Raw genomic sequence first — 26,195 nt, forward strand, 5'->3', positions numbered from 1 at the left:
GGAAGCACTGGGCCCGCGATGAACTCGCGACCAGCGGCAAATGCGTGCGCTTGAATGTCCGCGACGCGAGTGGGGCCGCTTAGTCCAGGCTGGTGATCAACAAGATGGCGAAGGATCAGTCCGAGTAGGCATGGCATGCCGTAGATTTCCCGCCATGTCAACGAGACCCTCTGTCCAGATCCCTTCTGTGCGATCGGCTTCACCGAGGACGGCAGCGACCGGGAAGGCGAGAGCATACCGGTCGCTGGCGATTCATGGACGGATCGCGAAGGCGTGACCTTCGGCGGCACGCCACCCACCTGCCTTGCCCCCGGCACATACGGCCAGCGGGTAGAGCTTGCGATCCTGGACCTTCAGGGCCAGGGGAATTGGCCCCGCAAGCTTGTTGTCTGGGTGCATTGTCTGCAATAGCCGTGCAGGCCAGCCCTGTTCAAGTCCGCAGCCGGCACGCAAGCTGCAGACCGCGCTCCTCGCGGCAGAAGGGTGCATTTAAGGGGTGGTTCGATTCGGCGCGATGACCTCGCCGGAGTCGACGCCACCGAGGCCGGTGCCGTCACCGGGGCTCTCCGCCGACGCGGGCCGTCTCGATGATTCTCGCCCGCTCAGATTGCCGAGAGCCAGGGCGCAGAAAATCAGGACCGTTACGGCGACCATCCGCGGAGCTATCTCTGCGAGGTCACGCGGAGGCGTGCTGCCATGGTTGCGGGACCATGCGACGGCAACGGGATGCAGCGCCAATGAGACCAGGGCCGGAATCACGGATATCATCGCGAGCCATCGAAAAGGTCTCGCGACGGCCAACCATGTCGCAGACAGGCGTCCCACCCCGAAGATGAGGATCAAGCTGATGGGCAACCCTACGATGGTGCCCAGCCGCAGGTTGATGGCAATGGCGTGATCAGGAGAACCACCGGGCGGAACCACCGGCACGAAACCGCCGACGAGTCCGGCCACCAGGGACATGCTGAGATAGGTCAGGACGACCAGCGCCAGGACGCGGCGTGCCAGCTTCGAACGGCGCACAGGCTCCGATACCGGCGTCCCGCTATTACGCGCGGCGCGCCAGAGCAGCAACACGGCAAGCAATGCCGCTGCCGTAGGCGCCCACAACGCCGCGCCGCTGTCAGCTACGCCGACCTGATTCAGGGCAAAATAGGTGCTCAGCAGGATCAACAGGGCAACCCACACGACCGCAGTATCGTGTGAGCACGCAAGTACCACAAGGCCTTCGAGGTCGACCGCCCACACCGGAGAGCCGGAGCGAGGCTGCCGTTGCGTTTTCTTCAGGCCTGGCGCCGCATCCGATAGTGCAGCCGAACTGCGGGGATGTTCCAGAGCTTGAGGCTGTGATCGGCCCGCACGTCGCCGTCCTCGTCGACGTATAGATGGAAGTGTTCGTTCAGCGGGATACGGCGTGCGCTGAGCGTTTCGTCATACCGCTCCAGCACGAGATATGCGCCGTTGGCGCCGAACCCTCCGATCGGGGAGTGCAGATGGAAGCTGCCGTCCAGGCCGGCGGAGGGCTTGAGGAAGACCTGTAACGAGCCCAGCGGCAGGGGAAACACGACGCGGACGCTGGGCTGCCCGTTGCCGGGGAGGGTCCTGACGCCATAAAGGCCGCTGTAGGTCACGTGGCCTGTCTTGCGCATGTTCCGGAGCCACGCCGAGCCGACGACCTCGCCGTGCGCGTCGTGGATGTGAACCACCTTGCTGGTCATGCCAAACGACGCATCGAGCGGTCGCATCGGCAAGCAGGCCTGCTGCAGCCGTTCGCTGAGCAGGGCCGTGATGATCCGGCCGAATGGCCAAGCAACGGCGGACCACTCCGACCACAGATCCAGGTGCCACCGGGAGGCGCGCTCGTAGAAGTCGGCGATCCGTGGGTCTACGTCGGCGGGATCGAAACCCTCGCCGGCGAGCGCGGCGAATGAGGTTAGCAGCCCGTGATCGGGGCCCGTGCTCAGCGAGCCGCCGAGATCGGTGGCCGTTCGCTCCACCCAATCATGCCCGACGATGTCGCGGCCCGCGCTCGGGCCGATCAGCCAGCTGACGGAGTTTCGCGGGAGGCGCCGGCTGGAGACCCGCATCAGGGCGCGGCCGAGGAGGTCGATCGGATGCCGGCACAACACCGGATGGGTCAGCGACGGCAGCATCTCCTGGGGGGTGATCACGGGCAGAAGGTACACCGCAGCCGCGATTCACCGTCACCTACCGGACACCCCAGCCGCGCCAAGATCGAATGCTCTCTTCTCGGCAGTTTCGCGTCCTGCTTCTCAGCGTCTAGGTATCCGTACGTCGGCTATGAGAGTTTGCCAGCTGCGTCCACCGCCGCTGACGGTCGCCGTTGCGACCACGTCGTCAGCCGCCGGTTCGGGCGGGCACCCTGACCAGCGGTTCCTCTTCCGCACCCCGTTCGCTCGGAATGATCCCGGGCGACTCCCGAGTGCTGGAACCCACGGTCCTCCCACCGATCCGCTGATGCCATGATCGAGTTCTTACTGAAGGGGGACCGATGCGCGAGATCTCGACGCAGGTGGACATCGACGCGACGCCGCAGCGGGTCTGGGAGGTGCTGATCGACTTTCCACGCTATGCGCAGTGGAATCCCTTCATCCGGGAGGCGGCCGGTGAGGCCCGGGTCGGCAGCACCCTGAACCTCCGCATGTTCCCGGTCGCCGGCCGCCCGATGTCGTTCAAGCCGCGCGTCCTGGCGGCCCGGGAAGCGGCCGAGTTGCGCTGGCTGGGCCGGCTGATCCTGCCCGGGATCTTCGACGGGGAGCACCTGTTCGTCCTCACCCCGCGCGACGGGGGCACGCGGGTGGTGCAGAGCGAGAAGTTCTCTGGGACTCTGGTGCCGCTGTACGGGAAGGTCGTCAACGGCGCCGTGGCGGACTTCGAACGGCTCAACGAGGCGCTCAAGAGCCGGGCGGAGAACGAGGAGCGGGCGTGAACCGATCCCCGAACCGGCCGGGGCCGGCCTCCGCGCTGCGCTTCGCCACCGAACTGGTGGCCTGGGTGGCCACGCCGTGGGCGCTCGCCGGTCATTCGGTGCTGCTGGCCGTGGCATCGGTGGTGGTGCTCGTCGCGCTGCCGACGGTCTTCGCGACACCGGGCGACAAGGCGCAGGTCGTCGTCCCAGTGCCTGGATACGTGACGATCGGTCTGGTGCTTCTGCACATGGCGGCCGCGGTGGTGGCATCCTGGCTGGCTTGGCAGTTGCCGGCGGCGATCACCGTGTGGATCCTCGTGGCCGCCTCGGTCCTGGCGGAACTGCCCCGGTGGCGCTGGCTGGTCTCGACTGGCCGACCAGAGCCCGGCGAGCCTCCCGCATCGCGAGCGTGACAGCGGCCCGCAAGGAGCAGGAAGGCCGCGATACTGGCGGCCATCGTGACGGCGTCCGCCACTCACGCCAGCTTGATCCCAGCGCTCATGGGATGTCGGTCATCGTCGCGACCAACGCCGTCCACGATTGCGGGATGGCGCCGAGGCCCTGCGCCGTCTCGGGATTCCAGTACTCGGCCCACCCGCTGGCCCTCGCCACGTCTTGCGATCTTGCCGCAAGTTGTCCGGCCTCATCGGCGAGGTCCCACCTGCGCAGGGCCAGCCACAGGAGGTAGTTCAGGTGCGGCCACCCAGCTCCACGCCAGTACATGTGAGGGTCGTACGCCGGATGGGTGCGAGCGACGTTCGTCGGCCCCCAGGCGGCCTCGAAGCGATCGGGGTCGAAAAGTTGCTGCAGAGCCGGGATCGCGCGGGAACGGTCCGCGGTGACCAACGCACCCATCACCCCGTCGCTGATCGGAACGGTGACCGACCGGCCGCCGCCGACAACCGCGAGGTCCCGCCAGAGTTGCTGCGTGGGATCCCACAGGTGATTGTCCATCGCGGCGCTGACGCGTACAGCTCGCTCGGCGAGCACCGGGTCATCGAGCACCTCTGCGAGCTCGGCCATGTTGAACGCGACGTAGGCGTTGAACCCCGCGGGACACGCAACGAAGCTCGACGACCAGGCCGCAGCGCCGTCTGGGTGGTAGCTGACCTCCTCCATCCGCTGCTTGTTCCATGCTGACCGGAGGGCCCGGTCGTAGTCCTGCGCAGTGCGGCCGGGCGCGCCCCAGTCGTCCCACCGCGGAGAGTGGTCGTTGCCGGCCTCCCAGGGATGGACGACGTAGATGAGATCGAGGTCCGTCCGGCGGTTGTCCCAGAGCCAGTTGAGACCCCGCCTTGCTCGTGCGAGCGCCTCCGGAGACGGGTGCAGGCCCTCTTCGATGAGCACTTTCGCCGCGTGGCCGAACATGGGAGGTTGCGCCAGTGAGGACGTCGCCGGGAGCGGTCCCAACCAGGCATCGGGCGGCGCACCCCCGTACCGCATGTGGGGAACGAGCCCGCCGGGGAGCTGGCCGAGCAGGACGGCGTCCAACTCCCGCGCCGCGCGCAGGTCACCGAGGCGAGCCCAGGTGATCGCGTGGAAGCAGGAATCCCACAGCCACAGGTGCGGGTAGACCGTTGGATTAGGCACGCAATAGCCACGTTCCTCGTCCCAGTGACGTTCGAGCAACTGTCGCGCCTCTGCTCGCAGATCGTCGATGGACGCGCCTTCTTCCACCAGGTACGCCTTTCTATTCGCGACGGGGGTACGGGTTGCGGACGACCGCCTCAGGCGGCGGCCGCGCGACCCAGCCGGCTAGAGCTCAGCAGAGCCAGTCGAGCGCCACGGCAGCGGTCCAGGACTGCTGCAAACTGCCGAGCGGCTCGCCGGTGAACGCGTTGTAGTACTCCCCGAAGCTCCCGTCCCCGATCAGCCGCAAACCCTCCTCGCGCATGAGCGCCGACCGCTCGGGCCATCCGCGATAGCCGAACGCCCACCCGAAGAGCCAAGCCATGACCGGCCACTGCGGCCCCCGCCAGTACTCGCGGGGCCGGAAGTCCGCTGATTGCGGCGACGTGGACGGCGGCACAGCGGCGATGAAGGACGGGTGCCCACTCCATCGCTCGGAGTCGAGCAGATTGAGGAGCCGCCGCTCAGCCGGGCGGTCCAAACCGCCGCACAACAGCGGCGCGAAGCCGGCGATGGTCTCGGTGTTGAGCCACTCCCCGGTACGGATGTCGCGGTCGCGAGCCAGACCGCTATCGGCATCGACCGAAGCCGCGACACCAGCGCGCAACTGGCCGGCCCACCTACGTAGCTCTTCGACATCGCCGGCACGCTGCGGGGCGTCCTCACCAAGGTCCGCGAGCACGTCGCAGGCTACGGCGAGGATGGCGCTCAGAAACACGTCTTCGACGGCGAAGCTGACTGTGCGGCGGATTTCCGCGTCATCATAGCGAGCCCGGCGCATCTGCTCGACGAGCCATAGGTAGCGGTCGTACTCGCGGTCGCTGGGACGCTGGCTCATGTCCTGGACGACCTGCGTGTCGCGACGCCGGTACGGCGGCAGATCGGGGCCGACCTCGACACGGGCGTAGGGGCCGTCCCACCGCGGCGAGTTGTCCATGCCCGATTCCCAGCCATGGTGCACCGTGATCCGGCCAACCTGATCCGGGTCGCGCTGCTGCACCAGCCAACGGTGCCATCGCATGAGTGGGCCCCAGGCCCGATCGAGGAAGGCCTCCGCCTCTCTGCGTTCGCGTGGGCCCTCTCGGCGCGCGGCCTCAAGGATCCGCTGGACGGCGATCGCGTGCACTGGCGGCTGGCAGATGCCCGACGTCGCCGGTGTGCGTGGCGCAGCCTCCGCGAGCGCAGCACAACCCCACCGATCAGCGCCAGGGAAGTAATCCGGGTCGTCGGGCGAAAAGACGATGTGCGGAATCATCCCCGTGCGCCACTGCGCGGCGAGGAGCGCCTCAATCTCCGTGATGGCCCGATCCACACTGACCTGCGCCAGGCCGATTGCGATGAAGGCCGCGTCCCAGCTCCACATGTGCGGATAGAGCCGCGGTGCGGCCGCTGTCATGGTGCCGAGGTCATTGTTGCGCAGGATGTAGGCGGCACGTGCGGTCAGCGCCCCGTCGCTCAGGCGCCCTTGAGCCCGGGCCGCCGCAACCGGTCTGGCGTCCAGCATTGTCATACGGTCTCCAGCGATAGTTGGGTTTCCGAGTCGTACCAGCGCAGGTGCTCCGACCTGAAGCTCAACCACACGGTGTCCCCCGGTCCAACGCGGAAGTTGTTGGGCGCTTGCACCTTGATCTGCTGCCCGGCGAGATCTGCGGTGATCAGCACTGCCGAGCCGAGGGGCTCGAAGACCTGAACAGTGGCGCGTAGCGCGTCCGGCAGTTCGCGGTCGGAGACGCCAATGGTCTCGGCCCGCACACCGAGATGCACATCGGCGCCGTGGAGGGGTCGCAAGGCGTCGGGGCCGCGGAGGACCTGGCCGCCGAGGTCGACGGTGACGCGGGCAGACTCACGATCAGCGCCGTCCACGCCGCCGATGAGGAAGTTCATCGGCGGGCTGCCGAGGAAGCCGCCGACAAACCGGCTCGCCGGACGGTCGTAGACGGCAATGGGGTCGTCACACTGGACCACGACGCCCTCCCGCATGACCGCCACCCGATCACCGAGTGAGAGCGCCTCGGCTTGGTCGTGGGTCACGTAGAGCGTCGTCGTACCGAGCTCCTGGACAAGCTTCTTCAGCTCGGAACGGAAGGACAGCCGCAGCAGAGCGTCGAGGTTCGACAATGGCTCGTCCATGAGCAGCACGTCGGCGTCGACCACGATGGCGCGGGCAACCGCGACCCGTTGGCGTTGGCCGCCGGACAGCTGCGAGGGGTACCGGTCGAGATACGGCGTGAGCTGCAGCAGGTCCGCCGCCCAGGCAACCTTGCGTCGGATCTCCTCCCGGGCGATTCCCCGCATCGCCAGCCCGAACCCGATGTTGTCTCGGACTCTGCGATGCGGGAAGACAGCGTAGGACTGGAAGACCATCGAGAGATTCCGCTCGCGCGGCGGCAGGTAGGTCACGTCGCGGCCACCGACGACGACCTGTCCAGCATCGGGCAGTTCCAGGCCAGCCACCATCCGGAGCAGTGTCGTCTTGCCGCAGCCGGATGGCCCGAGGAGCACCATGAACTCGCCGTCGGCGATGTCGAGGGAGATGTCATCGGTAGCCCGCGCGGTGGCGCCGGGATATGTCTTCACGAGGTTGCGGAGGTTCACTTCGGCCATCGGATCCTCATCGGTTCAGGCGGGCACCCGGATCGGGTGGTCAGCGCAGGGCAGATCCCCACATGTTCAGCAGGTATCGGCGCATCAGGAAAATGAACACCAACGCAGGAACGACAAGCGCGAAGCCGCCGGCGAACCGGTAGGCGAGCGGCGACTCCCGCAAGGACGTGAGCACCTGTGCCGGCAGGGTGCGGTTGTCCAGCGTGAGCACCGCGGCAGCCAGCACCTCGTTCCACGACAGCACGAAGGTGAAGATGCTGGATGCGGCGATGCCGGGCAATGCGAGCGGCATGACGACACGCAGGAAGGCACCGATCCGGCTGCAGCCAAACAGCAGGGCGGCCTCCTCGACATCGCGGGGCACCGAGACGAAGATGCTCGCGGTGATGAGGATGGTCGTCGGCAACGCCAGCGCGGTGTGGACAAGCATGACCGCCAAGACGCTGTCGTAGACACCTGCGGTGAGGAACAGCTGCGCCAACGGAATGGACAGCACGACGATGGGCAACGCCCTGGTCAACAGCAGGAACAGCTGATAGGTGTCGCGTCCACGGAAGCCGTAGCGCGCCAGTGCATAACCTCCGGGCGCTCCGACGAGGAGGGAGAGCATCACGGTGAAGAAACCGACGAGCAGCGAGTTCAGCGTGGCGGGCAGCACTCCGGCGGAGCCGAGAAATGCGTTGATCGTCTCCGTCGACACATCCGTGGGCAGCAACGACTTGGGGAAGTCGTTCAACGACTCCCGGGATGAGAATGCGGCCAGCGCGATGAGGTAGATCGGTACGCCCATGAAAAGCGTGATCACCACGGCAGCCAGGTGCTGGAGCGCTCGGCGCCGATGCAGGCGGCGCAGCGGCGCCCGGTCGATCGGCGGCAAGTCGACCGGCGTCGCCAGGGTCGCGCGCGGTGCGCTACGTGTCGGTGCCGTCATCGAAGCCCCCTCGTAGCCTCAGGCTGTCGTAGCGCGCGAAGGTAGATCACGGACGTGAGCAGCGACATTCCGAGGACGACGAGCGCCACCGCGGTGGCCACGGCCGGGTTCTGGAGCGTGGCGAACCATTCGTACGTTTCGCCGACGAGCAGCGGGAAGTCGCGACCCGTCAGGGCCTGGGCGACGGCGAAAGCCTGGAAGGCGAGGATGGTCCGCAGGATCAGCGCAACCTGCAGGCTCGGCTTGACCAGGGGCAGGGTTACATGACGAAGCCGCTGCCAGAAGGTGGCACCGAAGATCTGTGCTGCCTCGTCGTAGTCCTTCGGAACGACCTGCAGCCCGGCGACGACGATGAGCAGGACCAGCGACGTGGAACGCCAAAGTTCTGCCATGAAGACGGCCAGCAGCATTGTGGACTCGTTCTGGTAGGACAGCCACGCGAATCCGTCGCCGAGGCCCAGCGTGACCAGTACGGAGTTCAGGTATCCGCGGTCGGAAAAGACGGCCAGCCACACCAAGCCGGCAGCCAGATCGCTCACGGCTAGCGGGATCGCCCACACGTAGAAGTAGATTCCGGAGAAGCGAAGCTTGGCCTGCAGGAGTAGTGCCATCGCGAAGGCGAGGACGAACTGGACCGGTATCACGACGGCGATGAGCAGCAGAGTGTTGCGGACCGAGTCCCAGAAGTTCGGCTCGCCGGTCATCCGCTCAAAGTTCGCGAGGGTCAAACCGTCGGGCCCGCGGAACGCCTCGATGATGCCGGTCGCGACCGGCCAGCCGAACAGCAGGGCCATGAGGATGACCGACGGCAGGATGAGCAGGTACGGCGTGGGCGGTCGCTTCCCACGCCGTACCGATGCTACGGTCGCGCTCATCATCCGACGGCGCAGGTCTGACCAGGCACTACCGGGTCCGGCGCCCAGCAGGGGACCTTGACCTCGTCCAGAATGGTCTTCATGTTCTTGGCCTGACTGTCGAGCGTCCTGCGAACGTCGGCACCCTCGAGGACGATCGCCGTGAAGGCGTCGCGGAAAATCTTGGACATCTCGCCGTCGCGTTTTCCTAGTCCGACCGGGGGCAGGGACAGGATCCCGTTGGGCGCCTCCTGCTGAGCTCGCACCGCGTCGGCCTCGAGGCGGATCGCCGGTGGAAGGTCGGCGGGAATCTCGGCCTTCACCGTCGGGAAGAAGGCGTTCTGCCGCAGCAGCTCAATCTGCGTCTTTGGCTGGGAGAGTGCCTTGATGACGTCCTTGGCCTTGTCGGCGTGCGGGGCGCCCTTGGGAATTCCGAGACCTAGCACCACCGTCATGTATCCGCGCCCCTTCGGGCCGGCCGGAGCGGGCACCATCATCCAGTCGTCGGGCGCCGCCTGCGGAGCGCCTACCAGGCGCGCGGCGTGGTCCCACGCGACGGTCACCTGGCCGGCGGCGAGCGGCTCCTGCATGAAGTCGAAGTTGGTGCTCGCGGGGGTCGTGTTGGCCCACAACTCCTTGAGGTATTTCCACATCGTCACGGCGTCGTCACTGCGGAACGCCGTCACGAGCGCGCCCGTGTAGGAGGGGTACAGGTGTCCCTGGAGGAAACGGTGCAGCAGGCCCTTCGGACCAGCGGGGAGACCGAACTGCGCTTTCCCGCCGTTGGCCCGGCGAGCGGCAATCGCCCAGTCGAGGTACTGATCATAGGTCAAGGCTTTGACGTCGGCACCCGAGGGCAGGTGTTCGAGCGCGGACTTCTTCACCGCGAGGAGATAGGTCGCCTGTGCCCACGGGATGTACCAGGTCCGGTCCGTGCCGGCCTTGGCCAGCTCCTGCAGATTCGAGGAATAGCCCTTGTCGCTGAGCTCGCGCATCAGGTCGCTGAGATCTTCCAGGTTGTCACCGGCCAGCGGCGTGAAGTCGCCGTGCAGCCCCCCGAGCAGGTTGATCCGCACGTCGCCGCTGGAGACCTGTGACCGCACCTGGGTACCCGCCTGTGACGAGTCGCCCACGACGTAGCTGACGCGCCCCGGGTAGGCGTCCTTCAGGATGCCGCGGACCCGCTCCGCCTCCTCGACCGGCGTGAACTGGGTCGAGAGGAAGGTCAGGGCACCGTCGCCGCCACCGCCAGAGGTGGAGACGCCACCGCAGGCGGACAGCAGAGGCGCTGCGGCGCCGAGGGCGAGTCCCCATCGCAGCACGTCGCGACGGGATAACTGGGCGGAAGCGGGCGAGCGCGGGATGGCCATTGAGGGTCCTCCTGGGTAGCGGGTGGCGGCGGCGTATGCACTGGCGGATCAAGGAGGCCGCGCATGTTTTAAGGAGGCTATGGTGACGTTAACATTCGGTCAACAGCTGGAAGGGAAAAGATTTGCGCTCAACCTGCTACCCCCGGCCCTACGACGCCCAGCCCTGGTACCGGACCGTCGGCGGCGAGGCAGTATCTGGATGGGACCGGGCGGTGACCACACTTCCTGCCGGACCGATGGTGCTCGCGGTCGACGGGCCGGCCACCATGGACTGGGCCGCCGTCGTGGGCAATCTGTCCAAGGCGCTTGTCGAACGCGGGACCCCCGTCGAGCACCTCGACCTGAGCGCACAGCTGGCACCATGGCCCGGCATCGTCGAGCGCACGGCCTCCGCCGGGCTGTCGGAGGATCCAGACTTTGACAGGCTGGCAACCGGCAGTCTCGCCGACCTCTTCGACACGGTTCCAGAGCCGCCGCCGCCGTCCGAAGGCGTCGTCGTCGTCTTCGGTCCAGGCGCCGCTCTCGTCGAGCACGACGTCCTCTGGTACGCCGACTTACCCAAGCGCTACGCCGAGGCTGCCATCGTCTCCGGCGACGGCCGCAACCTGGGACAGCGGGAGGGCGACGCGAGACCCACGACGAAGCGGCTGTTCTACATCGACTGGCCGCTGCTCGACCGCCACCGGGACGCCGTCGCGCCCCACATCGATCGCTGGATCGATGTTCAGGACGCCACCCGCCCCGTCTCCGTCGACGGGCACACCCTGCGCCGTACGATCGCACACCTGGCGCAGCGGCCGTTCCGCACGCGGCCGACCTTCAACACCACCTCCTGGGGTGGGCATTGGGGTCAGCGCCAGCTCGGCATCAACCGAGAGGCGCCGAACACAGCGCTCGGTTACGAACTCATCGCACCAGAGAGCGGCGTGCTCATCGGCGGGCCCGGCGTCCAGGTCGAGGTCCCCTTCCAACTCATCGTGGCCCTGCATCCGCAGCAGGTGCTTGGCGAGCAGGTCCACGCCGCCTTCGGCACCTCGTTCCCCATTCGGTTCGACTATCTGGACACCGTCGACGGTGGAAACCTGTCCGTGCACTGCCATCCTCAACCGGAATACATGCGCGAGGTGTTCGGCTGGCCGTACCCGCAGCACGAGACCTACTACATGATGGTTGGCGGCGAGAGCAGCAAGGTCTATCTAGGCTTGCGCGACGGTGTTGACGTCGAAGCGTTCTCCCGAGAGGCGCACGACGCCGATCGGCACGGCCTGCCCTTCGACATCGAACGGTACGTGCAGACGTTTCCCGCCGTCCCGCACCAACTCTTCGTCATCCCGGCGGGCACGCCGCATGGCAGCGGTGAGGGGAACGTGGTGCTGGAGGTCAGCGCCACCCCGTACCTCTACTCCCTGCGCTTCTACGACTGGCTGCGTCGCGACGCTGATGGCGGCCAACGGCCGGTTCATGTGGACCACGCCTTCAACAACCTCGGGACGCAGCGGACTGGCGACAAGGTCCGGACGGACCTGGTGCAGCCGCCGCGCATCGTGCGGGAGGATCGCGGCTGGCGCGAGGAGTTACTGGGGGCGTTGCCGGAAATGTTCTTCGAAGTACGTCGGGTGGTTGTCGACTGCGACGAACCGGCACCTGACGAGACGGCCGGCCGCTTCCACATTCTCAACGTGGTGGAAGGCGACGGCGTGCTGGTCGAGACCGCCAGCGGCCATCGGCACAGCTTGGCCTATGCGGAGACGCTCGTCGTCCCAGCCGCGGTGGGGGCCTACTCCCTGCAGCGGCTGGGCTCGGCCCGCGTCCTTCTAGTCAAGTCCCTGGTCCGATGACCGGTCCCGTCGAAATTCGCCGAACGCGGCAGCCCGCGCCGGTGCTGGAAATCGGTGGCACACACGTGACCGCCGCGTTGGTCGACGTCGACGCTCGCCGCGTCGTACCCGGCACCAGGTGTCGCCAGCCCATCCGCGCGGACGCCTCGGCGGAGGAGATAGTCGATCGAATCCTAGGGTGTGCCAGCCGACTCGAAGCCCCCCCAGGGTCACGATGGGGCATCGCAATCCCGGGCCCGTTCGACTATGCCCGCGGCATCGCGCTCTTCGAGGGCGTCGCGAAGTTCGATGCCCTCTACGGCGTCGACCTCGGCAAGATCCTGATCGAGCGACTCCCGGGGCGGCCGTCGGAGGTGAGCTTCCTCAACGATGCGAATGCTTTTGCGCTCGGCGAGTGGACGGCGGGTGCCGCCAGGGGACACGACCGCGCCGTCGGTATCACCCTCGGCACCGGCGTAGGCTCGGCCTTCCTAGCCCAGGGCTCGCTGGTGGACGATGGCCCCGACGTCCCGCCACAGGGTTGGGTGCACCTGCTGAATTTCGCCGGGCACCCGCTGGAAGACACCGTCTCTCGGCGGGCCATCATGAGCCGATACGCCGATATCGCGAAGCCCGCGCCGGACGTGATCCTGGACGTCCGGGAGATCGCCGGCAAGGCCCGGGCCGGCGATCTTGTCGCCCGTCGAGTCATGGACGACGCCTTCTCCGCACTCGGACAGACCGTCGGACCGTGGTTGGCGCGCTTCCACGCCACCGTCCTGGTCGTCGGTGGCTCGATGGCCGCCTCCTGGGACTTGATTGCCCGACCGATCCAAGAGGGGCTGCTTCGAATGGAAACGGAGGTGCTCTCGCGGCTGGTTCTCACCCAGGCCCGGCAGCCCGAGGATGCGGCACTACTCGGAGCGGCCTGGTACGCCGCTGGTGACCTGTCAGACTTGGACCTGACCGCGTCGCCCGCGCAAGCGCTCACCACCAGACGCCCACTCTGATCCCCACCGCGATCAAATCGCGACTGGTCCGACACCCCGCCCTCCGGTGAGGTCAGACACGACGGGCCGGGGGTAAACGACGACATGCCGCATCCGCAGCGCACGTACTAATCGAATCCAAGGAGACGATGCGATGTCAGCCTCCGAGGGCTCGCCGCCCACAATGCGTGAGGTCGCCGCCCACGCCGGGGTCAGCGTAATGACCGTTTCGCGCGCCTTGCACGACGACCCGAGGGTCTCGCCACGGACCCGGGCGCGTGTGCTCGCCGCCGCAGAGGAGCTCAGTTATCGGCGTAATGAGCTGGCCCGCAGCCTACGACTCGGCCGCCCGAGCGGCATGCTCGGGCTGGTCGTCACCAACCTCGCCAACCCCTTCTACTCCCAACTAGCGCTCGGGGTGGAGACCTTGGCGGCTGCACGAGGCATGAAGGTCGTCCTGAGCAATACGGGCGACGATGTGGAGCGTGAGCGGCAGATCGTCAGTGACCTGGCAGCGTGGCGAGTCGAAGGCATGATCGTGGTGCCGGCGGGCAGGGACCAGTCTCACCTGGACTCACCACAGCTCAACGGCATACCGGTCGTTCTGGCGGCCCGTCCACCTGCGGACATCGCCGTGGACTGTGTCCTCCTCGACGACTACGGCGGGGCGAAGGAGGCGACCGCCCGCCTGCTGGCGTCCGGGCACCAGCGGATCGGCTTCCTCAGCCCCCCGGCGGTGTGGAACAGCGCCGAGCGTCTCCGCGGGTTCCGTTCGGTGATGGAGGCCGCCGGGATCGACCTCGATGAGCGGTTTGTTCGTTGCGAGCAGCGTGACGTCACCGCGGCCGAGCGGACAGCGCAGGAACTCCTCGCCCTGACAAACTCGCCGAGCGCATTCTTCTGCGCCAACAGCCGTAACGCCATCGGGGCATACCGGGCAGCCAGGGGCACTAACCAGGACATAGCGTTGTCCTGCTTCGACGACTTCGAACTCGCGGACATGCTCGGACTGTCCCTCAGCGTCGTGTCATACGACCCGGCTGCCATCGGACGAGAGTCGGCCAGGCTGCTGCTGAGCAGAATCGACGCGGCCAGCAACTCTAAGGATGGTCTTCCACCGCGCCGGATCGTGCTACCCACTACCGTTGTCGACTACGGACCCGAGGCTGACGGGAGGAAGGGGTGTCCCGCTGGGGCGTCCGCCCCTAGTTGGCGAAGATCTGCGACTCGTCCCGGAACGCCTTGAACTCCATGGCGTTGCCGGCCGGGTCGCGGAAGAACATCGTCCACTGCTCCCCCGGCTCGCCGGCGAACCGAAGGTACGGCTCGATGACGAACTCGGCGCCGGCGGCGCGGATCCGGTCCGCCAGGGCGTGGAAGTCGTCGATCGACAGGATGAGTCCGAAGTGCGGCACCGGCACGTCGTGCCCGTCGACCGGGTTGCGGCCCGCGTCGGCCTGCCGCGCCGCCGGCACGACGTGGGTCACCACCTGGTGGCCGTAAAAGTTCCAGTCCACCCAGGCGTCGGCCGAGCGCCCCTCGGCGAGCCCGAGTACGCCGCCGTAGAAGGCGCGGGCCCGCAGCAGATCATCAACCGGAATCGCGAGGTGGAAGCCGGGGCGGGCCGTCATCATCTGCTCCTTCTCGTAGCCCGGCGCGCCCGTTCGGACGCGCCCCTTGGACAGCATGTGGCCATCACTCCACCAAGGCAACTCGGCCCCCGGAACGTGACCGTGCCCGGACGAGCTGCCGGTAGCCGGCGAGGCGAACTGGGGCTGGCGGCGGGGGCAGCTGGGCAGGGATGATCGAGCTTCATCGCGAGGGAATTCCGGATCATTCGATCGGGGTGGGGAAGTGGGTCGAGGCCGATGACCCCGGCGCAGCTGCGCGCATATGTCGCCGTCGTTCGGCTGGGATCCGTCAAGCGGGCCGCCGCGCAGCTCGAGGTCTCCGAGTCGGCCGTCTCGCTGCACATCGCGCAGTTGCGCAAGGAGTTCGGGGACCAGTTGCTCTCCCGAACGGCAGCGGGGCTCGCGTTCACCCCGGGTGGGCTGCGGCTGGCCAGTCGCGCGGCCGAGCTGCTGGGCCTGCAGGACCGCACGGTGCTCGAGGTGAGCGCTGCGGGCCGCGGCCGCCGGCTGCTGCGGGTCGCGGCGTCCAGTTTGTTCGCCGAGCTCGCCGCTCCCGGGCTGATCGAGCTGTTCGCGAAGCGCGCCGCCGACCTCGAGGTTGAGTTGAGCGTGCGCGACCCGGGCTTGTTCGAGACGCTGCTGCTGACCCGGTCCGCGGACATCGCCATCGGACCGCAGCCGCCGGTCGTCGACAAGGCGATCGCCTGCCAGCCGGTGATGAACTACCGGCTCGTGATCGTTGTCGGCCCGGACCATCCGCTGGCCGGTGTACGGGCGTCGGCAGGGCAGTTACGCGACCAGACCTGGCTGCTCGGGCCGTCGGCGGCCACCGGCCTGGGCGCGGTCCAGGCGATGCTGCGCCGGCTCGCCGTGCCCGACGACCGGCAACAGATCTTCCAAAGCCACGCGGCCGCGCTGGGGGAGGCGAAGCGCGGCAAGGGCGTCGCACCGGCGCTGTCGTTCACCGTCGCGCCGGATGTCCGTAAGGGCCATCTCGTGCTGCTGGCTGGGCCGCACGCGACGTTCGAGGCCGTCTGGCATTCGCTGGTGCTCACCAACCCAGGCGCCCCGTCGGCCGCGGCCGAGCTCTCTCGGTTCGCGTCGACGCCGCGGGCGATTCAGGCGATGATGCGCGGCGCGGGGGTCAGCGTGGGCCATTTCAAGCCGGCGGTACACGTGACGCTCTGGAGCTGACGGGCGGCGTCCACCAGGTCTCGGAACGTCCCGGCCGGCAGCAGCCGGTCGCAGTAGGGCAGCGCGGCGGCCATGCCCGCCACCCGAGGGACGAAGCCGGGGGCGCCGGCCCGCGGATTCAACCAGACGATCCGGTACGAACGGCGACGCAGCCGGGCCATCATGGCGGCGAGTTCGCCGGGCGGGTCGCTGTCCCAGCCGTCCGATCCGATCACCACCACCGCCCCGCGAACGGCGTCACCGTGGTGGGACGCAAGGAGAGCGCGCAGGTTCGTGGCGATCCGGGTGCCGCCGAACCGGTCGGTCACGGCCGCGCTGGCCTGCGCGACCGCCGCGACCGGCGAGGTGTGTCGCAGCGCGACCGTGAGCCGGGTCAGCGTCGTCGCGAACGCGAACACCTCGGCGTCGGCGACCAGCGCGAACGCCCGCATCAGGTGCAGGTACGCCGTCGCCTGCGCCCGCATCGACTCGCTGACGTCGCAGAGCAGTACGACCCGGCGCGGTCGCCGCACCGGCCGCTCGCGGACCACCTCGACGGGTTCCCATGCGGTGCGGCGGGCCCGGGCGACGGTCAGCCGCAGCGCGACCCGCCGTCCGGCCGGGCTGACGGCGTGCCGCCTGGTACGCCGGGTCGGCCAGCCAGCGACGGCCGCGCGCAGGGCGTCGCCGAGCAGGGCGATCTGCGCCCCGTCGAGCTCCTCGAACGGCCGATCGGCGAGTCCGGCGAGAGCGGCGGGGCGCCGCTCGGGCAGCCTCATCGCGGCTTCGGACTCGTCCGCCTCGGCGACGGACGGTGGCAGCGTCGCCCACGGCAGCCCACCGCCCGGGCCCGCGTTGTCGGTGTCCGCGGGCACCGGGACGTGCACGTCGTCGCAGCGACCCGGCGGGGCCGCAGACCGGGTCAGTGGCAGCGGCGGCGCGCCGGCGAAGACGGCTGCGAAGACACGGTCGAACGCAGCGAGATCGGCGTGCCGCCGGACCAGGCTGATCCGGGCGGTCCAGTAGAGCGTGGACATCGACATGGCCGGGTTGGCGGCCAGCGCCCGGACGAAGTCGTTGACGTCGGTCAGCCCGGCGGGGACGCCGGCGTGCCGCAGCCGGTCGGCGAAAGCCACGGCGAACGCGGCTCGGTCGATCCCGCGCAGCACGCCGGAACTCATCGACTAGCTACCCGCCAGGCGATCACCGCGCTGACCACGACCAGGCCGACGAGCACCGGCACGAGCCGCTTGGTTATCGACGGGCCGGCGATGCTGAGCAGGTCAAGCGCCTCAGCTTCGGCAGCGGGCTCGGCGAGGGCGGTGGTGGCCGATGGTTCGATGGGCGTGGGCTCGACGGCCGCAGTGCCAGACGTGGTCGCGACGGGCGCGGCGGCTGGGGCCGTGACGGGCTCAGCCTCGGGCCGGGCGGCGGCCACGGCCTGGGCGCCCACCGGCTCGGCAGCCGGCGCCGCCGTTTCCCTCTGCTCGGGGGCCAGCATCGCGGTGCCCGCCTCCTCGGCCGCCAGCGTAGCCTCGAGGTTGGCGACGAACTGAGCGAGCAGCCTGCCTGACACCTCCTTGATCATGCCGCTGCCGAACTGCGCCAGCTTCCCCGAGATTCTCAGGTCGGTGTCCACGCTGACCAGTGTCCGGTCGCCATCTGGTCGCAGCTGGGCGGCGACCAGTGCGGCCGCGTTGCCCGCCGACCGGGCGTCGCGGCCCTTTGCGTCGATCACTCCTCGATACTGCGCGTCGTCCTTCTCGACGAACTGCGCAGTTCCTTCGAACTCGGAGATGACCGGCCCGACCTTGACCTTCACCTTGCCCCGGTAGACGTCGCCGTCCACGCCGATGAGCTGGGCGCCCGGCAGGCACGGCGCGATCTCTTCGAGGTCGGTGAGGACCGCCCAGGCCCGCTCGATCGGGGTGTTGACCGCGAACTCGTTGGTGATCTTCATGACTGACTCTCCTGGTACATGCCGAGCGCGGCGGCGACGGCGGCGCGGTCGTCGGGGGTCTTGGCGATGGTGCCGATGGTCCGAACGACGTCGCCGGCGGCGAGGTCGGTGGCGCCGAGCACGGACAGCGCGGCGACCCAGTCGATGGTCTCGGCCATACCGGGCGCCTTGTCCAACTCCATGTCGCGCACGCCGCCGATGAACTCGGTTGCCGTGCGGATCAGCGGCTCGGCAGCACCCGGCACCGCCCGGCGGACGATCTCGGCGGCCCGGCCCGGCTCCGGGAAGTCGATCCAGTGGTACAGGCAGCGGCGGCGCAGCGCATCGTGCAGGTCCCGGCTGCGATTGGAGGTGAGCACGACGACCGGCGGCGTGGCCGCGGCGAACGTGCCGAGCTCGGGGATCGTGATGCCGGCCTCGCCGAGGAACTCGAACAGCAGCGCCTCGAACTCATCGTCGGCGCGGTCGATCTCGTCGATCAGCAGCACCGGCGGCACCGGCCCCTGATGGCGTACGGCCCGCAGGATCGGCCGTTCCTGGAGGAACTCGGCAGTGAACAAGTCGGCGTCGGTGAGTTTCGCGTGCTGCGCCTCGGCAAGCCGGATCGCGAGCAGTTGTCGCTGGTAATTCCACTCGTAGAGCGCCTCGCCGGCGGTCAGGCCCTCGTAGCACTGCAGCCGGATCAGCATCGTGTCCAACGCCCGGGCCAGGGCCTTGGCAGCCGCGGTCTTGCCGACGCCGGGTTCGCCCTCGAGCAGCAGCGGCTTGCCGAGCTTCAGCGCCAGGAACAGGGCCATCGCCATGCCGTCGTCGGCCAGGTAGTCGACGGCGTCGAGGCGGCGCTGGACGGCCAGCGGATCTTTCACTGCGCCTCGCCCGCCAGCAACCGCTCGTAATCCGCGCGGGTGTCCACGTCGATCGGCACCGGCCCGTCGGCGGGCACCTGGGTCACTGGGTAGCGGCCGGAGTGCAGCAGTTTCCAGACGGCCTTGTCGCCGTGCAGGCCGCGCAGCTCGGGGAAGACCTCGCGGCCGAACCGGAGCGGATGCCCCAGCCCGTCGGAGTACCGACAAACGCCCAGCGCGGTGGCCGCCGAGGCGACCCGCCGGACGTCGGCGGCGCGCACGCCGGGCTGGTCGCCGAGGAGCAGGACGAGCCCGTCGGCGCGCGGGTCCACGACGTTCACCGCCGTGCTGATCGACGACCCGCATCCGGTGCTGAAATCCGGATTTTCGACGACCTGGACCCCGGTCAGGTCCACCCGGTCGCGGACCAGGTTCGCCGCGCCGCCTAGCGCCACGAGCAGCTGGTCGAAGCCGCACGAGCGGGCCAGCTCCAGGGTCACGTCGAGCAGCGTCCGCCCGCGGTACGGCAGCAACTGCTTGGCCTCGCCGAGGCGCACGGACGCACCTGCGGCGAGCACCAGGCCGGTCACGAACACGGCTACGCTGCCGTGAAGCTCGCGAGGCAGCCGGGGCAGCAGAACCAGTAGTCCTGCCCGTCGACCCGCGCGTGCGGCGTCTCCGGTCCGACCAGCACGGTCATTCCGCACACCGGGTCGACGGCCTGGTGCGGCCGCGCCACCGGCCCGCCGGAGGACGGGGCCAGCCCATCGACCCTGACCGCCCGGACCACCTCAGCCATGATCGACAGGGCAATCTCCTGGGGCGTACGCGCCCCGATGTCCAGCCCGGCCGGGGTGTGGATGCGGGCCCGTTCGGCGTCGGTCAGCTTCAACTCGTCGAGCAGGACCGCGCCGCGCTTGCGGCTGGCGACCAGCGCGATGAAGCCCACGCCGGCGTCCAGCGCGGCCCGGATCGCGTCCTGCTCGCCCTTGCCGAGCCCTGCCACCACGACCGCGGTCGCGCCCGCGTAATCGCTGGAAGCCGAGACCTCGAAGTCGAGGAACGCCGCCAGCGTCGCCACCGCGGCGCTGATCGGCGTGCTGCCGACCATCCCCAGCACGGGGGTCGGCAACATCGGCCGCAGGAAGATCTCGATCGCACCCCCCGAGTGGCACGGGTTGACCACCACCCGCGCCCCCGGCGTATCGGGGAACGTGGCCGTGCCATCCGGCAGCACCCGCAGCAGCAGCGTGTTGCCGTCCCGCAAGGTCTCGAGCGCGGCCGTCCGCACCGAGCTCTCGGCGCACACCCCGCCGACGAAGCCCTCGATCGAGCCGTCCGGCAGGATCACGGCGGCGTCGCCCGGCTGCGCCGACGTCGGCTCCTGCGCGCGGACCACAGTGGCGTGCACGAACGGCTCGCGCGAGCCGGTCAACTCGCGGGCGCGGTCGGCGATCGTCGTCATCATGGGCCTCCTCAGACCGGCGGCCGCGCTTGACCGCGCATCGCGTCCCAGACCCGCGACGGCGTCAACGGCATGTCGGCATGCCGTACGCCGAAGGGTTTGAGGGCGTCCACGACCGCGTTGACGATCGCCGGCGGCGAGCCGACCGTGGCCGACTCACCCACGCCCTTCGCGCCGATCGGGTGGTGCGGCGACGGGGTGACGGTGAAGCCGGTCTCCCAGTCGGGCACCTCGAGCGCCGTCGGGATCAGGTAGTCCATCAGCGACGCGCCGAGGCAGTTGCCGTCCTCGTCGAATGCGATCATCTCCATCAGCGCCATGCCGACCCCATCGGTCAGCCCGCCGTGCACCTGCCCCTCGATGATCATCGGGTTGATCCGGGTGCCGCAGTCGTCGACCGCGATGAACCGCCGTACCTTCACCTGCGCGGTGCCGGGATCGACGTCCACCACGCAGATGTACGCGCCGTGCGGGTAGGTCAGGTTCGACGGGTTGTAGCAGATCTGCGCCTCCAGCCCGCCCTCGACGCCCTCGGGCAGGTCCCCCGCACCGTGCGCTCGCAGCGCGATGTCCTGGATCGTGACGGACTTGCCCGGGTCGCCCTTGACGTGGAATGCGCCCTTCTCCCACTCCAGGTCGGCGACCGAGACCTCGAGCATGCCTGAGGCGATGATCCGGGCCTTGTCGCGGACCTTGCGGGCGACCAGCGCCGCCGCCGCGCCCGACACGGGCGTCGAGCGGCTGCCGTACGTGCCGAGGCCGAACGGCGTGTTGTCGGTGTCGCCGTGCACCACGTCGATGTCGGCCGGCGGGATCCCGATCTCCTCGGCGACGATCTGCGCGAAGGTCGTCTCGTGCCCCTGGCCCTGGGACTGCACGCTGAGCCGCACCACGGCCTTGCCGGTCGGGTGCACGCGCAACTCGCAGCCGTCCGCCATACCCAGTCCGAGGATGTCCATGTCCTTGCGGGGCCCGGCGCCGACAGCCTCCGTGAAGAACGAGATGCCAATGCCCATCAGCTCGCCCCGGCCCCGCTTCTCCTCCTGCTCGCGGCGCAACTCGGCGTAGCCGGCGAGGTCCATCGCCTGCCGCATGGTGGGCTCGTAGTTGCCGGAGTCGTACACCCAGCCGGTCTTCGTCGTGTACGGGAACTGCTCCGGCCTGATGAAGTTCTTCAGCCGCAGCTCGGCCGGGTCCATGCCCAGCTCGTCGGCGAGGCAGTCGACGATCCGCTCGACCAGGTAGACGGCCTCGGTGATCCGGAAGGAGCAAGCGTACGCGACGCCGCCGGGCGCCTTGTTGGTGTAGACCGCGGTCATCTTGCAGTAGGCGGCCTCGATGTCGTAGCTGCCAGTGAACACGCCGAAGAAGCCGGCCGGATACTTCACCGGCGCGGCGGTGCCGTTGAACGCCCCGTGGTCGGCGAGCACGTCGGTGCGGATGGCCAGGATCCGGCCGTCCCGGGTCGCCGCGATCTGGCCGCGCATGATGTAGTCCCGGGCGAAGCCGGTGCTGATGAGGTTTTCCGAGCGGTCCTCCATCCACTTCACCGGCTTGCCGGTGACGATCGAGGCGACGATCGCGCAGACGTACCCGGGATAGATCGGCACCTTGTTGCCGAACCCACCGCCGATATCCGGCGAGATCACCTGAATCTTGTGCTCGGGAATGCCCGCCACGATGGCGTAGAGGGTGCGGTGCGCGTGCGGCGCCTGGGTGGTGGACCAGAGCCGCAGCTTGCCCTCGACCGCGTCGAAATCGGCGACCGCCCCGCACGTCTCCATCGGCGCCGGGTGCACCCGGGGATAGACGATGTCCTGGCTGACCACCACGTCGGCGCGGGCGAACACGGCCGCGGTGGCCGCCTCGTCGCCGGTCTCCCAGTCGAAGCAGTGGTTGTTCGTCTTGCCCTCGAGGTCGTCGCGGATCACTGGGGCGTGCGACTCCAGCGCGCGGCGGGCGTCGATGACCGGCTCGAGGATGTCGTACTCGACGTCGATCAGCTCGAGTGCGTCCCGCGCCGCGTACCGGTCCTCGGCGACGACGAACGCCACCTCCTGGCCCTGGAAGCGCACCTTGTCGGTGGCCAGCACGGCCTGCACGTCGTTGGAGAGGGTCGGCATCCAGGCCAGGTTCTGCTGCGCCAGCATCGCCCCGGTCACGACCGCCTTGACCCCTGGTGAGGCCTCGGCGGCGCTGGTGTCGATGCCGACGATCCGGGCGTGCGCGACCGGCGCCCGGAGAATGGCGAGGTGCAGCATGCCGGGCAGTTGGACGTCGTCGACGTATCGGCCGCGGCCGCGGACGAACCGCGGGTCCTCCTTGCGCAGCATCCGGCCGTGCCCGATCGGCTTCTGGTCGTTGTCGTGGAAGGTGTCCACGCGCTCGTGCACGGTTGTCATGCGACGCTCCCGACGGCCCGGTCGGCGTCCGTGCTCTCGCCGGCTTCGCCTGGCTGGGTCTGCTCGGGTACCCGGGCCGCGGCGGCGGCCTCGTGCACGGCGGCCCAGCGGACCGAGCGGACGATGGTGGCATAGCCCGTACACCGGCAGATCTGGCCCGAGATCGCTTCGCGGATCTCTGCCTCTGTCGGGTCCGGGTTCTGGTTGAGCAGCGCCCGGGTGGTCATCATCATCCCGGGCGTGCAGAAGCCGCACTGCAGGCCGTGGCACTGCATGAAGCCCTGCTGGATCGGGTCGAGCTCGGCGCCCTTGGCCAGGCCTTCGACCGTGCGCACCTCGTGGCCGCCGGCCATCGCGGCGAGTACCGTGCACGACTTCACCGGCTCGCCGTCCAGCCAGACCACGCAGGTGCCGCAGTTGCTCGTGTCGCAGCCCCAGTGCGTGCCGGTCAGGCCGAGCACGTCCCGCAGGAAGTGCACCAGCAGCAGCCGCCCCTCGATCACCCGAGTGACCTCGACGTCGTTGACCGTCATCGTGACCTGCATGCTCAACTCCTCGCCCGCTCGACGGCCCGGCGCAGGGCCCGTTTGCTCAACTCGGCAGCCAGATGCCGCTTGTAGTCCGCGCTGCCGCGCTGGTCCGTGACCGGGTCGCAGCTGCGCGCCGCGATCGCCCCGGCCTGCTCGAAGAGGCTCTCGGTGGGCTCACAGCCACGCAGCGCCGCCGAGATCTCCGGGATGCCCGTGGTGTTCGGCCCGACCGCGGCGAGCCCGACCCGGGCGTCCACGATCGCGCCGCCGTCGAGCCAGACCGCCGCGCCGGCCGAGACCACGGCCCAGTCGCCGGCCCGGCGCTCGACCTTCTCGTACGCGCTGCCGCCGCCCGATCGCACCGGCAGCCGGATCTCGACCAGAATCTCAGCGTCGCCGACCGCCGTCTCGTACGGCCCGACGTGGAAATCCTCCATCGACACAATCCGCTCGGCGCCGCCCGGTCCGCGGATCACACAGCTCGCGTCCAGGGTCGTGCAGACCGCGGACAGGTCCTCGGACGGATCCGCCTGGCAGAGCGAGCCGCCCAACGTGCCCCGGTTTCGCACGACCGGGTCGGCGATCACCCGCTCGGCGTCGGCGAAGATCGGGAACGCAGCGGCCAGCTCGGCGGACTCGAGCAGCTCGCGGTGCCGGGTGAGCGCGCCGATCCGCATCTCGTCAGGCCCCGGCCGGATGTAGCCCAGTTCCGCGTGCAGATCGTTGATGTCGATCAGATAGTCGAAGTTGGCCAGGCGCAGTTTCATCATCGGCAGCAGGCTGTGCCCGCCCGCGACCAGTCGCGCCGTGCTGCCCAGCCGTTCCAACAAGCCGATGGCCTGATCCACAGTGGTAGCTCGCTCGTACTCGAACGGTGCCGGAACCTGCATGTCGCACCTCCGCAGTCCGGCAAAATCTCACCCCGGCGCGTACCGAAGTCAACGCCGACCTAAGCAATCGCTTAGGTCAGCGGTGACGGTGCCGACGCGGCTCGCGGATGGTGCTGCCATGCGGGACATCGTCGACGGGCTGACGGCCTGGCGCGCCCCCCTACGCCTATCGGTCGCTGCCGATTTCTACCAGGCCGCATTCGTAGCCGAGAATGACCGCCTGCACCCGGTCCCGCAGCCCCAGCTTCGCCAGGATCCGGCCGAGGTGCGTCTTGACCGTGCTCTCGGAGACGAAGAGCGCCGCCGCGATTTCCGCGTTCGACAACCCTCGCGCGACCAGGGTCAGCACCTCGCGCTCGCGCTCGGTCAGCGCCGCCAGCCGGGCGTTCGTCTGCGGCCGGGGCGGGGTCTTGCCGAGGTAATGCGCGAAGAGGCGGCGGGTGACGCTGGGCGCGGCCACCGCCTCGCCGGCGGCCACCACACGTACGGCGGAGATCAGATCGGCGGCGAGCGCGTCCTTGAGCAGGAAGCCACTGGCTCCGGCCCGAAGCCCGGCCAGCACGTACTCGTCCAGGTCGAAGGTGGTCAGGATGATCACGCGGGCCGCGTGGGGGCCGAAGCGGATGCGGCGGGTGGCCTCGATGCCGTCCAGGCCCGGCATCCGCACGTCCATCAGGACCACGTCGGGCCGGCTGCGGGCCACCACGTCCAAGGCCTGCGACCCGTCGGCGGCCTCCCCGACCACCTCGATGTCGCCGGTCTCCTCCAGCACCAGCCGGAACCCGGTGCGCACCAGCGTCTGATCGTCGACCAGCACCACCCGTACGCTCATCGCGGTACCGACGTCATCTCGCGCGCCTGCAGCGGCAGCGTCGCGCACAGCCGGAACCCGCCGCCGTCGGCCCGGCCGGTTTCCAGTTCGCCTCCCAGCATGGCGACGCGTTCGGCGATGCCGCGCAACCCGTTGCCGCGGCCGTCCGCCCCGTCCGCCAAGCCCGTGCCGTCGTCGACCACCTCCACCCGGAGCCGTCCGGGCTCGATTGCCAGCCGCAGCACCGCGCCGGCGCCCGGGCCCGCGTGCTTCAGCGTGTTCGTCAGGGCCTCCTGCACGATCCGGTACGCGGACAGATCGACCGTCGCGGGCACCGCTGCGGGCACCCCGTCGACGTGCAGCTCTATCCGCATTCCGGTGGACCGCAACTGATCGATCAGCGCGGGCACCGCGCCGAGGCCCGGCAGCGGGGTGAGTCGCGCGTCCTCGGCCGGATCGGTGCGCCCGGCGGCGAGCAGCCGACGCATCTCGGCCAGCGAGGCCCGTCCGGTTGTGATCACGTGCTGCAGCGCGGTGGCGGCACGGTCCGGATGCCGGTCCAGCGCGGCGGACGCGCCCTGCGCCTGCACCACCATCACCGAAATCCCATGCGCCACCACGTCGTGCAGCCCCCGGGTGATCCGGGCGCGCTCGGCCGCGACCGCCAGCGCCGCCCGTTGCCGCTCCTCCCGGGCCAGGTCGGCGGTCCGCTGCTCGACCGCGGCCAGGTGCGCGCGCCGGCTGCGCATCGCGTCACCGACCGCGAACGCCGCGACCAGCAGCAGCCACAGCTCCATGACCGCCTGGCCCACGTTGACCAGTCTGTCGACCGAGAACACCGGAGCCGGTGGTGGCGCGGTCTTGACCACTTTCTTGACCGACGCCCCCTCGACCTGCTCTTGCACGACCTGCTTGCCGGCGAACTCCTGCTGTTCGACATAGATCCGGCCGCCCACCATCGCCGCGTACGTCAGGAGCATGGCCAGCGCCAGCACGGCGAACGAGACCCGCCGGTTCCGGGCCACCGCGGCCACGGTGTACAGCACCAGCGGAAGCGCCAGATCGAGCAGCTGGAACTTGGCGTCGCTGAACAGGTGGCCGAACGTCCCGGCCCCGGTGAGGACCAACGCCAGCGGGGGATGTTGTTGTCTGATCAGCAGGCCGAAAACGATCAGCGCGGCGAACACCCACCACAGGCGGTCCCCGGGGAGAGCTGTCTTGTCCACGTACTCCTTCGCGGCATCCGGGTTTGTTCTGGCCACGAATCCCATCACCAGCCCGGGCCCCACGGTCAGCACGATCAGCACCAGCGCCAGGGCGGCGTCGGTCAGGAGGTGGCGCGGCACGAACCGGGGCACACCCTCA

Annotated in this window: 25 protein-coding genes; 6 read left to right on the plus strand and 19 right to left on the minus strand. The window is 69.1% G+C overall.

Annotation, left to right across the window (positions count from 1 at the left end; all coding sequences use genetic code 11):
- Positions 1-489 precede the first annotated feature (489 nt).
- Both GA0070624_RS24930 and GA0070624_RS24935 read right to left on the minus strand, forming a co-directional pair.
- Entirely contained in the window at positions 490-1,188 is a 699-nt protein-coding gene (locus GA0070624_RS24930; RefSeq protein WP_091345198.1) for a hypothetical protein, read from the minus strand.
- 95 nt (positions 1,189-1,283) lie between these two features.
- Positions 1,284-2,171: a hypothetical protein gene (locus tag GA0070624_RS24935; protein WP_141715155.1), complete on the minus strand. Its 888-nt coding sequence runs from the start codon at positions 2,169-2,171 to the stop codon at positions 1,284-1,286.
- 341 nt (positions 2,172-2,512) lie between these two features.
- On the opposite strand from GA0070624_RS24935, the gene GA0070624_RS24940 reads away from it, so the two are divergent.
- Both GA0070624_RS24940 and GA0070624_RS24945 read left to right on the plus strand, forming a co-directional pair.
- Positions 2,513-2,950 carry an SRPBCC domain-containing protein gene (locus GA0070624_RS24940; RefSeq protein ID WP_091345203.1) on the plus strand — a complete coding sequence of 146 codons (438 nt, stop codon included), beginning with the start codon at positions 2,513-2,515 and terminating at the stop codon, positions 2,948-2,950.
- Complete coding sequence (locus GA0070624_RS24945) at positions 2,947-3,342, plus strand: hypothetical protein (protein ID WP_091345206.1); 396 nt, start codon at positions 2,947-2,949, stop codon at positions 3,340-3,342. Before GA0070624_RS24940 ends, GA0070624_RS24945 begins: the two co-directional genes overlap by 4 nt.
- A gap of 85 nt (positions 3,343-3,427) precedes the next feature.
- Here GA0070624_RS24945 and GA0070624_RS24950 read toward each other — a convergent pair whose 3' ends face one another.
- The 6 genes from GA0070624_RS24950 to GA0070624_RS24975 all read right to left on the minus strand — a co-directional run bounded on the left by GA0070624_RS24950 (position 3,428) and on the right by GA0070624_RS24975 (position 10,317).
- Positions 3,428-4,519 (minus strand): MGH1-like glycoside hydrolase domain-containing protein, encoded by a 1,092-nt coding sequence (locus GA0070624_RS24950; protein WP_218105287.1) that lies wholly within the window; start codon positions 4,517-4,519, stop codon positions 3,428-3,430.
- Positions 4,520-4,691: 172 nt separating this feature from the next.
- Complete coding sequence (gene ggh, locus GA0070624_RS24955; protein WP_218105288.1) at positions 4,692-6,068, minus strand: glucosylglycerate hydrolase; 1,377 nt, start codon at positions 6,066-6,068, stop codon at positions 4,692-4,694.
- On the minus strand, positions 6,065-7,162 hold the full coding sequence (locus GA0070624_RS24960; RefSeq protein ID WP_091345211.1) for an ABC transporter ATP-binding protein: 1,098 nt from the start codon (positions 7,160-7,162) through the stop codon (positions 6,065-6,067). The genes ggh and GA0070624_RS24960 overlap by 4 nt, the downstream gene beginning before the upstream one ends.
- Before the next feature lie 40 nt (positions 7,163-7,202).
- Positions 7,203-8,093, minus strand: a complete 891-nt coding sequence (locus tag GA0070624_RS24965) for a carbohydrate ABC transporter permease (protein ID WP_091345214.1) — start codon at positions 8,091-8,093, stop codon at positions 7,203-7,205.
- Positions 8,090-8,887, minus strand: coding sequence for a carbohydrate ABC transporter permease (locus GA0070624_RS24970; protein ID WP_245718973.1), 798 nt, complete (start codon positions 8,885-8,887; stop codon positions 8,090-8,092). The genes GA0070624_RS24965 and GA0070624_RS24970 overlap by 4 nt, the downstream gene beginning before the upstream one ends.
- An 80-nt stretch (positions 8,888-8,967) precedes the next feature.
- The gene (locus GA0070624_RS24975; protein WP_091345220.1) at positions 8,968-10,317 is read right to left on the minus strand and encodes an ABC transporter substrate-binding protein; all 1,350 of its coding nucleotides are present in this window, start codon (positions 10,315-10,317) and stop codon (positions 8,968-8,970) included.
- Between the two features lie 236 nt (positions 10,318-10,553).
- Between GA0070624_RS24975 and GA0070624_RS24980 the strand changes: the two genes are divergently transcribed.
- From GA0070624_RS24980 to GA0070624_RS24990, 3 genes are all read left to right on the plus strand, one after another.
- Complete coding sequence (locus tag GA0070624_RS24980; RefSeq protein ID WP_218105290.1) at positions 10,554-12,155, plus strand: class I mannose-6-phosphate isomerase; 1,602 nt, start codon at positions 10,554-10,556, stop codon at positions 12,153-12,155.
- Positions 12,152-13,144, plus strand: a complete 993-nt coding sequence (locus GA0070624_RS24985) for an ROK family protein (protein WP_091345224.1) — start codon at positions 12,152-12,154, stop codon at positions 13,142-13,144. Before GA0070624_RS24980 ends, GA0070624_RS24985 begins: the two co-directional genes overlap by 4 nt.
- Before the next feature lie 133 nt (positions 13,145-13,277).
- Complete coding sequence (locus tag GA0070624_RS24990; protein ID WP_218105291.1) at positions 13,278-14,369, plus strand: LacI family DNA-binding transcriptional regulator; 1,092 nt, start codon at positions 13,278-13,280, stop codon at positions 14,367-14,369.
- On the opposite strand, the gene GA0070624_RS24995 is transcribed toward GA0070624_RS24990, so the two are convergent.
- Positions 14,329-14,811, minus strand: a complete 483-nt coding sequence (locus tag GA0070624_RS24995; protein ID WP_245718974.1) for a VOC family protein — start codon at positions 14,809-14,811, stop codon at positions 14,329-14,331. The genes GA0070624_RS24990 and GA0070624_RS24995 overlap by 41 nt on opposite strands.
- A 180-nt stretch (positions 14,812-14,991) precedes the next feature.
- Between GA0070624_RS24995 and GA0070624_RS25000 the strand changes: the two genes are divergently transcribed.
- Positions 14,992-15,948: a LysR family transcriptional regulator gene (locus tag GA0070624_RS25000; protein ID WP_091345226.1), complete on the plus strand. Its 957-nt coding sequence runs from the start codon at positions 14,992-14,994 to the stop codon at positions 15,946-15,948.
- Here GA0070624_RS25000 and GA0070624_RS25005 read toward each other — a convergent pair.
- The 10 genes from GA0070624_RS25005 to GA0070624_RS25050 all read right to left on the minus strand — a co-directional run bounded on the left by GA0070624_RS25005 (position 15,873) and on the right by GA0070624_RS25050 (position 26,188).
- On the minus strand, positions 15,873-17,108 hold the full coding sequence (locus tag GA0070624_RS25005; protein ID WP_091345228.1) for a vWA domain-containing protein: 1,236 nt from the start codon (positions 17,106-17,108) through the stop codon (positions 15,873-15,875). The two genes, GA0070624_RS25000 and GA0070624_RS25005, sit on opposite strands and share 76 nt — an antisense overlap.
- Entirely contained in the window at positions 17,105-17,887 is a 783-nt protein-coding gene (locus tag GA0070624_RS25010) for an SRPBCC family protein (protein ID WP_091345230.1), read from the minus strand. The genes GA0070624_RS25005 and GA0070624_RS25010 overlap by 4 nt, the downstream gene beginning before the upstream one ends.
- Complete coding sequence (locus GA0070624_RS25015; RefSeq protein WP_091345234.1) at positions 17,884-18,753, minus strand: AAA family ATPase; 870 nt, start codon at positions 18,751-18,753, stop codon at positions 17,884-17,886. Before GA0070624_RS25015 ends, GA0070624_RS25010 begins: the two co-directional genes overlap by 4 nt.
- Positions 18,750-19,322 (minus strand): nucleotidyltransferase family protein, encoded by a 573-nt coding sequence (locus GA0070624_RS25020; protein ID WP_245718975.1) that lies wholly within the window; start codon positions 19,320-19,322, stop codon positions 18,750-18,752. The genes GA0070624_RS25015 and GA0070624_RS25020 overlap by 4 nt, the downstream gene beginning before the upstream one ends.
- Before the next feature lie 8 nt (positions 19,323-19,330).
- Positions 19,331-20,197: an XdhC family protein gene (locus GA0070624_RS25025; protein ID WP_091349747.1), complete on the minus strand. Its 867-nt coding sequence runs from the start codon at positions 20,195-20,197 to the stop codon at positions 19,331-19,333.
- 11 nt (positions 20,198-20,208) lie between these two features.
- On the minus strand, positions 20,209-22,599 hold the full coding sequence (locus tag GA0070624_RS25030; protein WP_091345239.1) for an aerobic carbon-monoxide dehydrogenase large subunit: 2,391 nt from the start codon (positions 22,597-22,599) through the stop codon (positions 20,209-20,211).
- Positions 22,596-23,144 (minus strand): (2Fe-2S)-binding protein, encoded by a 549-nt coding sequence (locus tag GA0070624_RS25035; RefSeq protein WP_091345241.1) that lies wholly within the window; start codon positions 23,142-23,144, stop codon positions 22,596-22,598. Before GA0070624_RS25035 ends, GA0070624_RS25030 begins: the two co-directional genes overlap by 4 nt.
- A gap of 2 nt (positions 23,145-23,146) precedes the next feature.
- Positions 23,147-24,019: an FAD binding domain-containing protein gene (locus GA0070624_RS25040; RefSeq protein ID WP_091345243.1), complete on the minus strand. Its 873-nt coding sequence runs from the start codon at positions 24,017-24,019 to the stop codon at positions 23,147-23,149.
- A 166-nt stretch (positions 24,020-24,185) separates the two neighbouring features.
- On the minus strand, positions 24,186-24,851 hold the full coding sequence (locus GA0070624_RS25045; RefSeq protein ID WP_091345245.1) for a response regulator: 666 nt from the start codon (positions 24,849-24,851) through the stop codon (positions 24,186-24,188).
- Complete coding sequence (locus GA0070624_RS25050; RefSeq protein ID WP_091345247.1) at positions 24,848-26,188, minus strand: sensor histidine kinase; 1,341 nt, start codon at positions 26,186-26,188, stop codon at positions 24,848-24,850. Before GA0070624_RS25050 ends, GA0070624_RS25045 begins: the two co-directional genes overlap by 4 nt.
- Positions 26,189-26,195 lie beyond the last annotated feature (7 nt).

It is taken from the genome of Micromonospora rhizosphaerae (assembly GCF_900091465.1).
GTDB classification, from domain to species: domain Bacteria; phylum Actinomycetota; class Actinomycetes; order Mycobacteriales; family Micromonosporaceae; genus Micromonospora; species Micromonospora rhizosphaerae.

Bases quoted from the DNA above. Each gene is read 5' to 3' on its own strand.
- GA0070624_RS24990 (WP_218105291.1), top strand. From the start codon at position 13,278: ATGTCAGCCTCCGAGGGCTCGCCGCCCACAATGCGTGAGGTCGCCGCC.
- GA0070624_RS24965 (WP_091345214.1), bottom strand. From the start codon at position 8,093: ATGACGGCACCGACACGTAGCGCACCGCGCGCGACCCTGGCGACGCCG.
- GA0070624_RS24960 (WP_091345211.1), bottom strand. From the start codon at position 7,162: ATGGCCGAAGTGAACCTCCGCAACCTCGTGAAGACATATCCCGGCGCC.
- GA0070624_RS25005 (WP_091345228.1), bottom strand. From the start codon at position 17,108: ATGAGTTCCGGCGTGCTGCGCGGGATCGACCGAGCCGCGTTCGCCGTG.
- GA0070624_RS24995 (WP_245718974.1), bottom strand. From the start codon at position 14,811: ATGCTGTCCAAGGGGCGCGTCCGAACGGGCGCGCCGGGCTACGAGAAG.
- GA0070624_RS25010 (WP_091345230.1), bottom strand. From the start codon at position 17,887: ATGAAGATCACCAACGAGTTCGCGGTCAACACCCCGATCGAGCGGGCC.
- GA0070624_RS24975 (WP_091345220.1), bottom strand. From the start codon at position 10,317: ATGGCCATCCCGCGCTCGCCCGCTTCCGCCCAGTTATCCCGTCGCGAC.
- GA0070624_RS24985 (WP_091345224.1), top strand. From the start codon at position 12,152: ATGACCGGTCCCGTCGAAATTCGCCGAACGCGGCAGCCCGCGCCGGTG.
- GA0070624_RS24980 (WP_218105290.1), top strand. From the start codon at position 10,554: ATGGTGCTCGCGGTCGACGGGCCGGCCACCATGGACTGGGCCGCCGTC.
- GA0070624_RS25030 (WP_091345239.1), bottom strand. From the start codon at position 22,599: ATGACAACCGTGCACGAGCGCGTGGACACCTTCCACGACAACGACCAG.
- GA0070624_RS25040 (WP_091345243.1), bottom strand. From the start codon at position 24,019: ATGCAGGTTCCGGCACCGTTCGAGTACGAGCGAGCTACCACTGTGGAT.
- GA0070624_RS25045 (WP_091345245.1), bottom strand. From the start codon at position 24,851: ATGAGCGTACGGGTGGTGCTGGTCGACGATCAGACGCTGGTGCGCACC.
- GA0070624_RS25035 (WP_091345241.1), bottom strand. From the start codon at position 23,144: ATGCAGGTCACGATGACGGTCAACGACGTCGAGGTCACTCGGGTGATC.
- GA0070624_RS25000 (WP_091345226.1), top strand. From the start codon at position 14,992: ATGACCCCGGCGCAGCTGCGCGCATATGTCGCCGTCGTTCGGCTGGGA.
- ggh (WP_218105288.1), bottom strand. From the start codon at position 6,068: ATGACAATGCTGGACGCCAGACCGGTTGCGGCGGCCCGGGCTCAAGGG.
- GA0070624_RS24970 (WP_245718973.1), bottom strand. From the start codon at position 8,887: ATGGCCCTGCTGTTCGGCTGGCCGGTCGCGACCGGCATCATCGAGGCG.
- GA0070624_RS24940 (WP_091345203.1), top strand. From the start codon at position 2,513: ATGCGCGAGATCTCGACGCAGGTGGACATCGACGCGACGCCGCAGCGG.
- GA0070624_RS25025 (WP_091349747.1), bottom strand. From the start codon at position 20,197: ATGACGACGATCGCCGACCGCGCCCGCGAGTTGACCGGCTCGCGCGAG.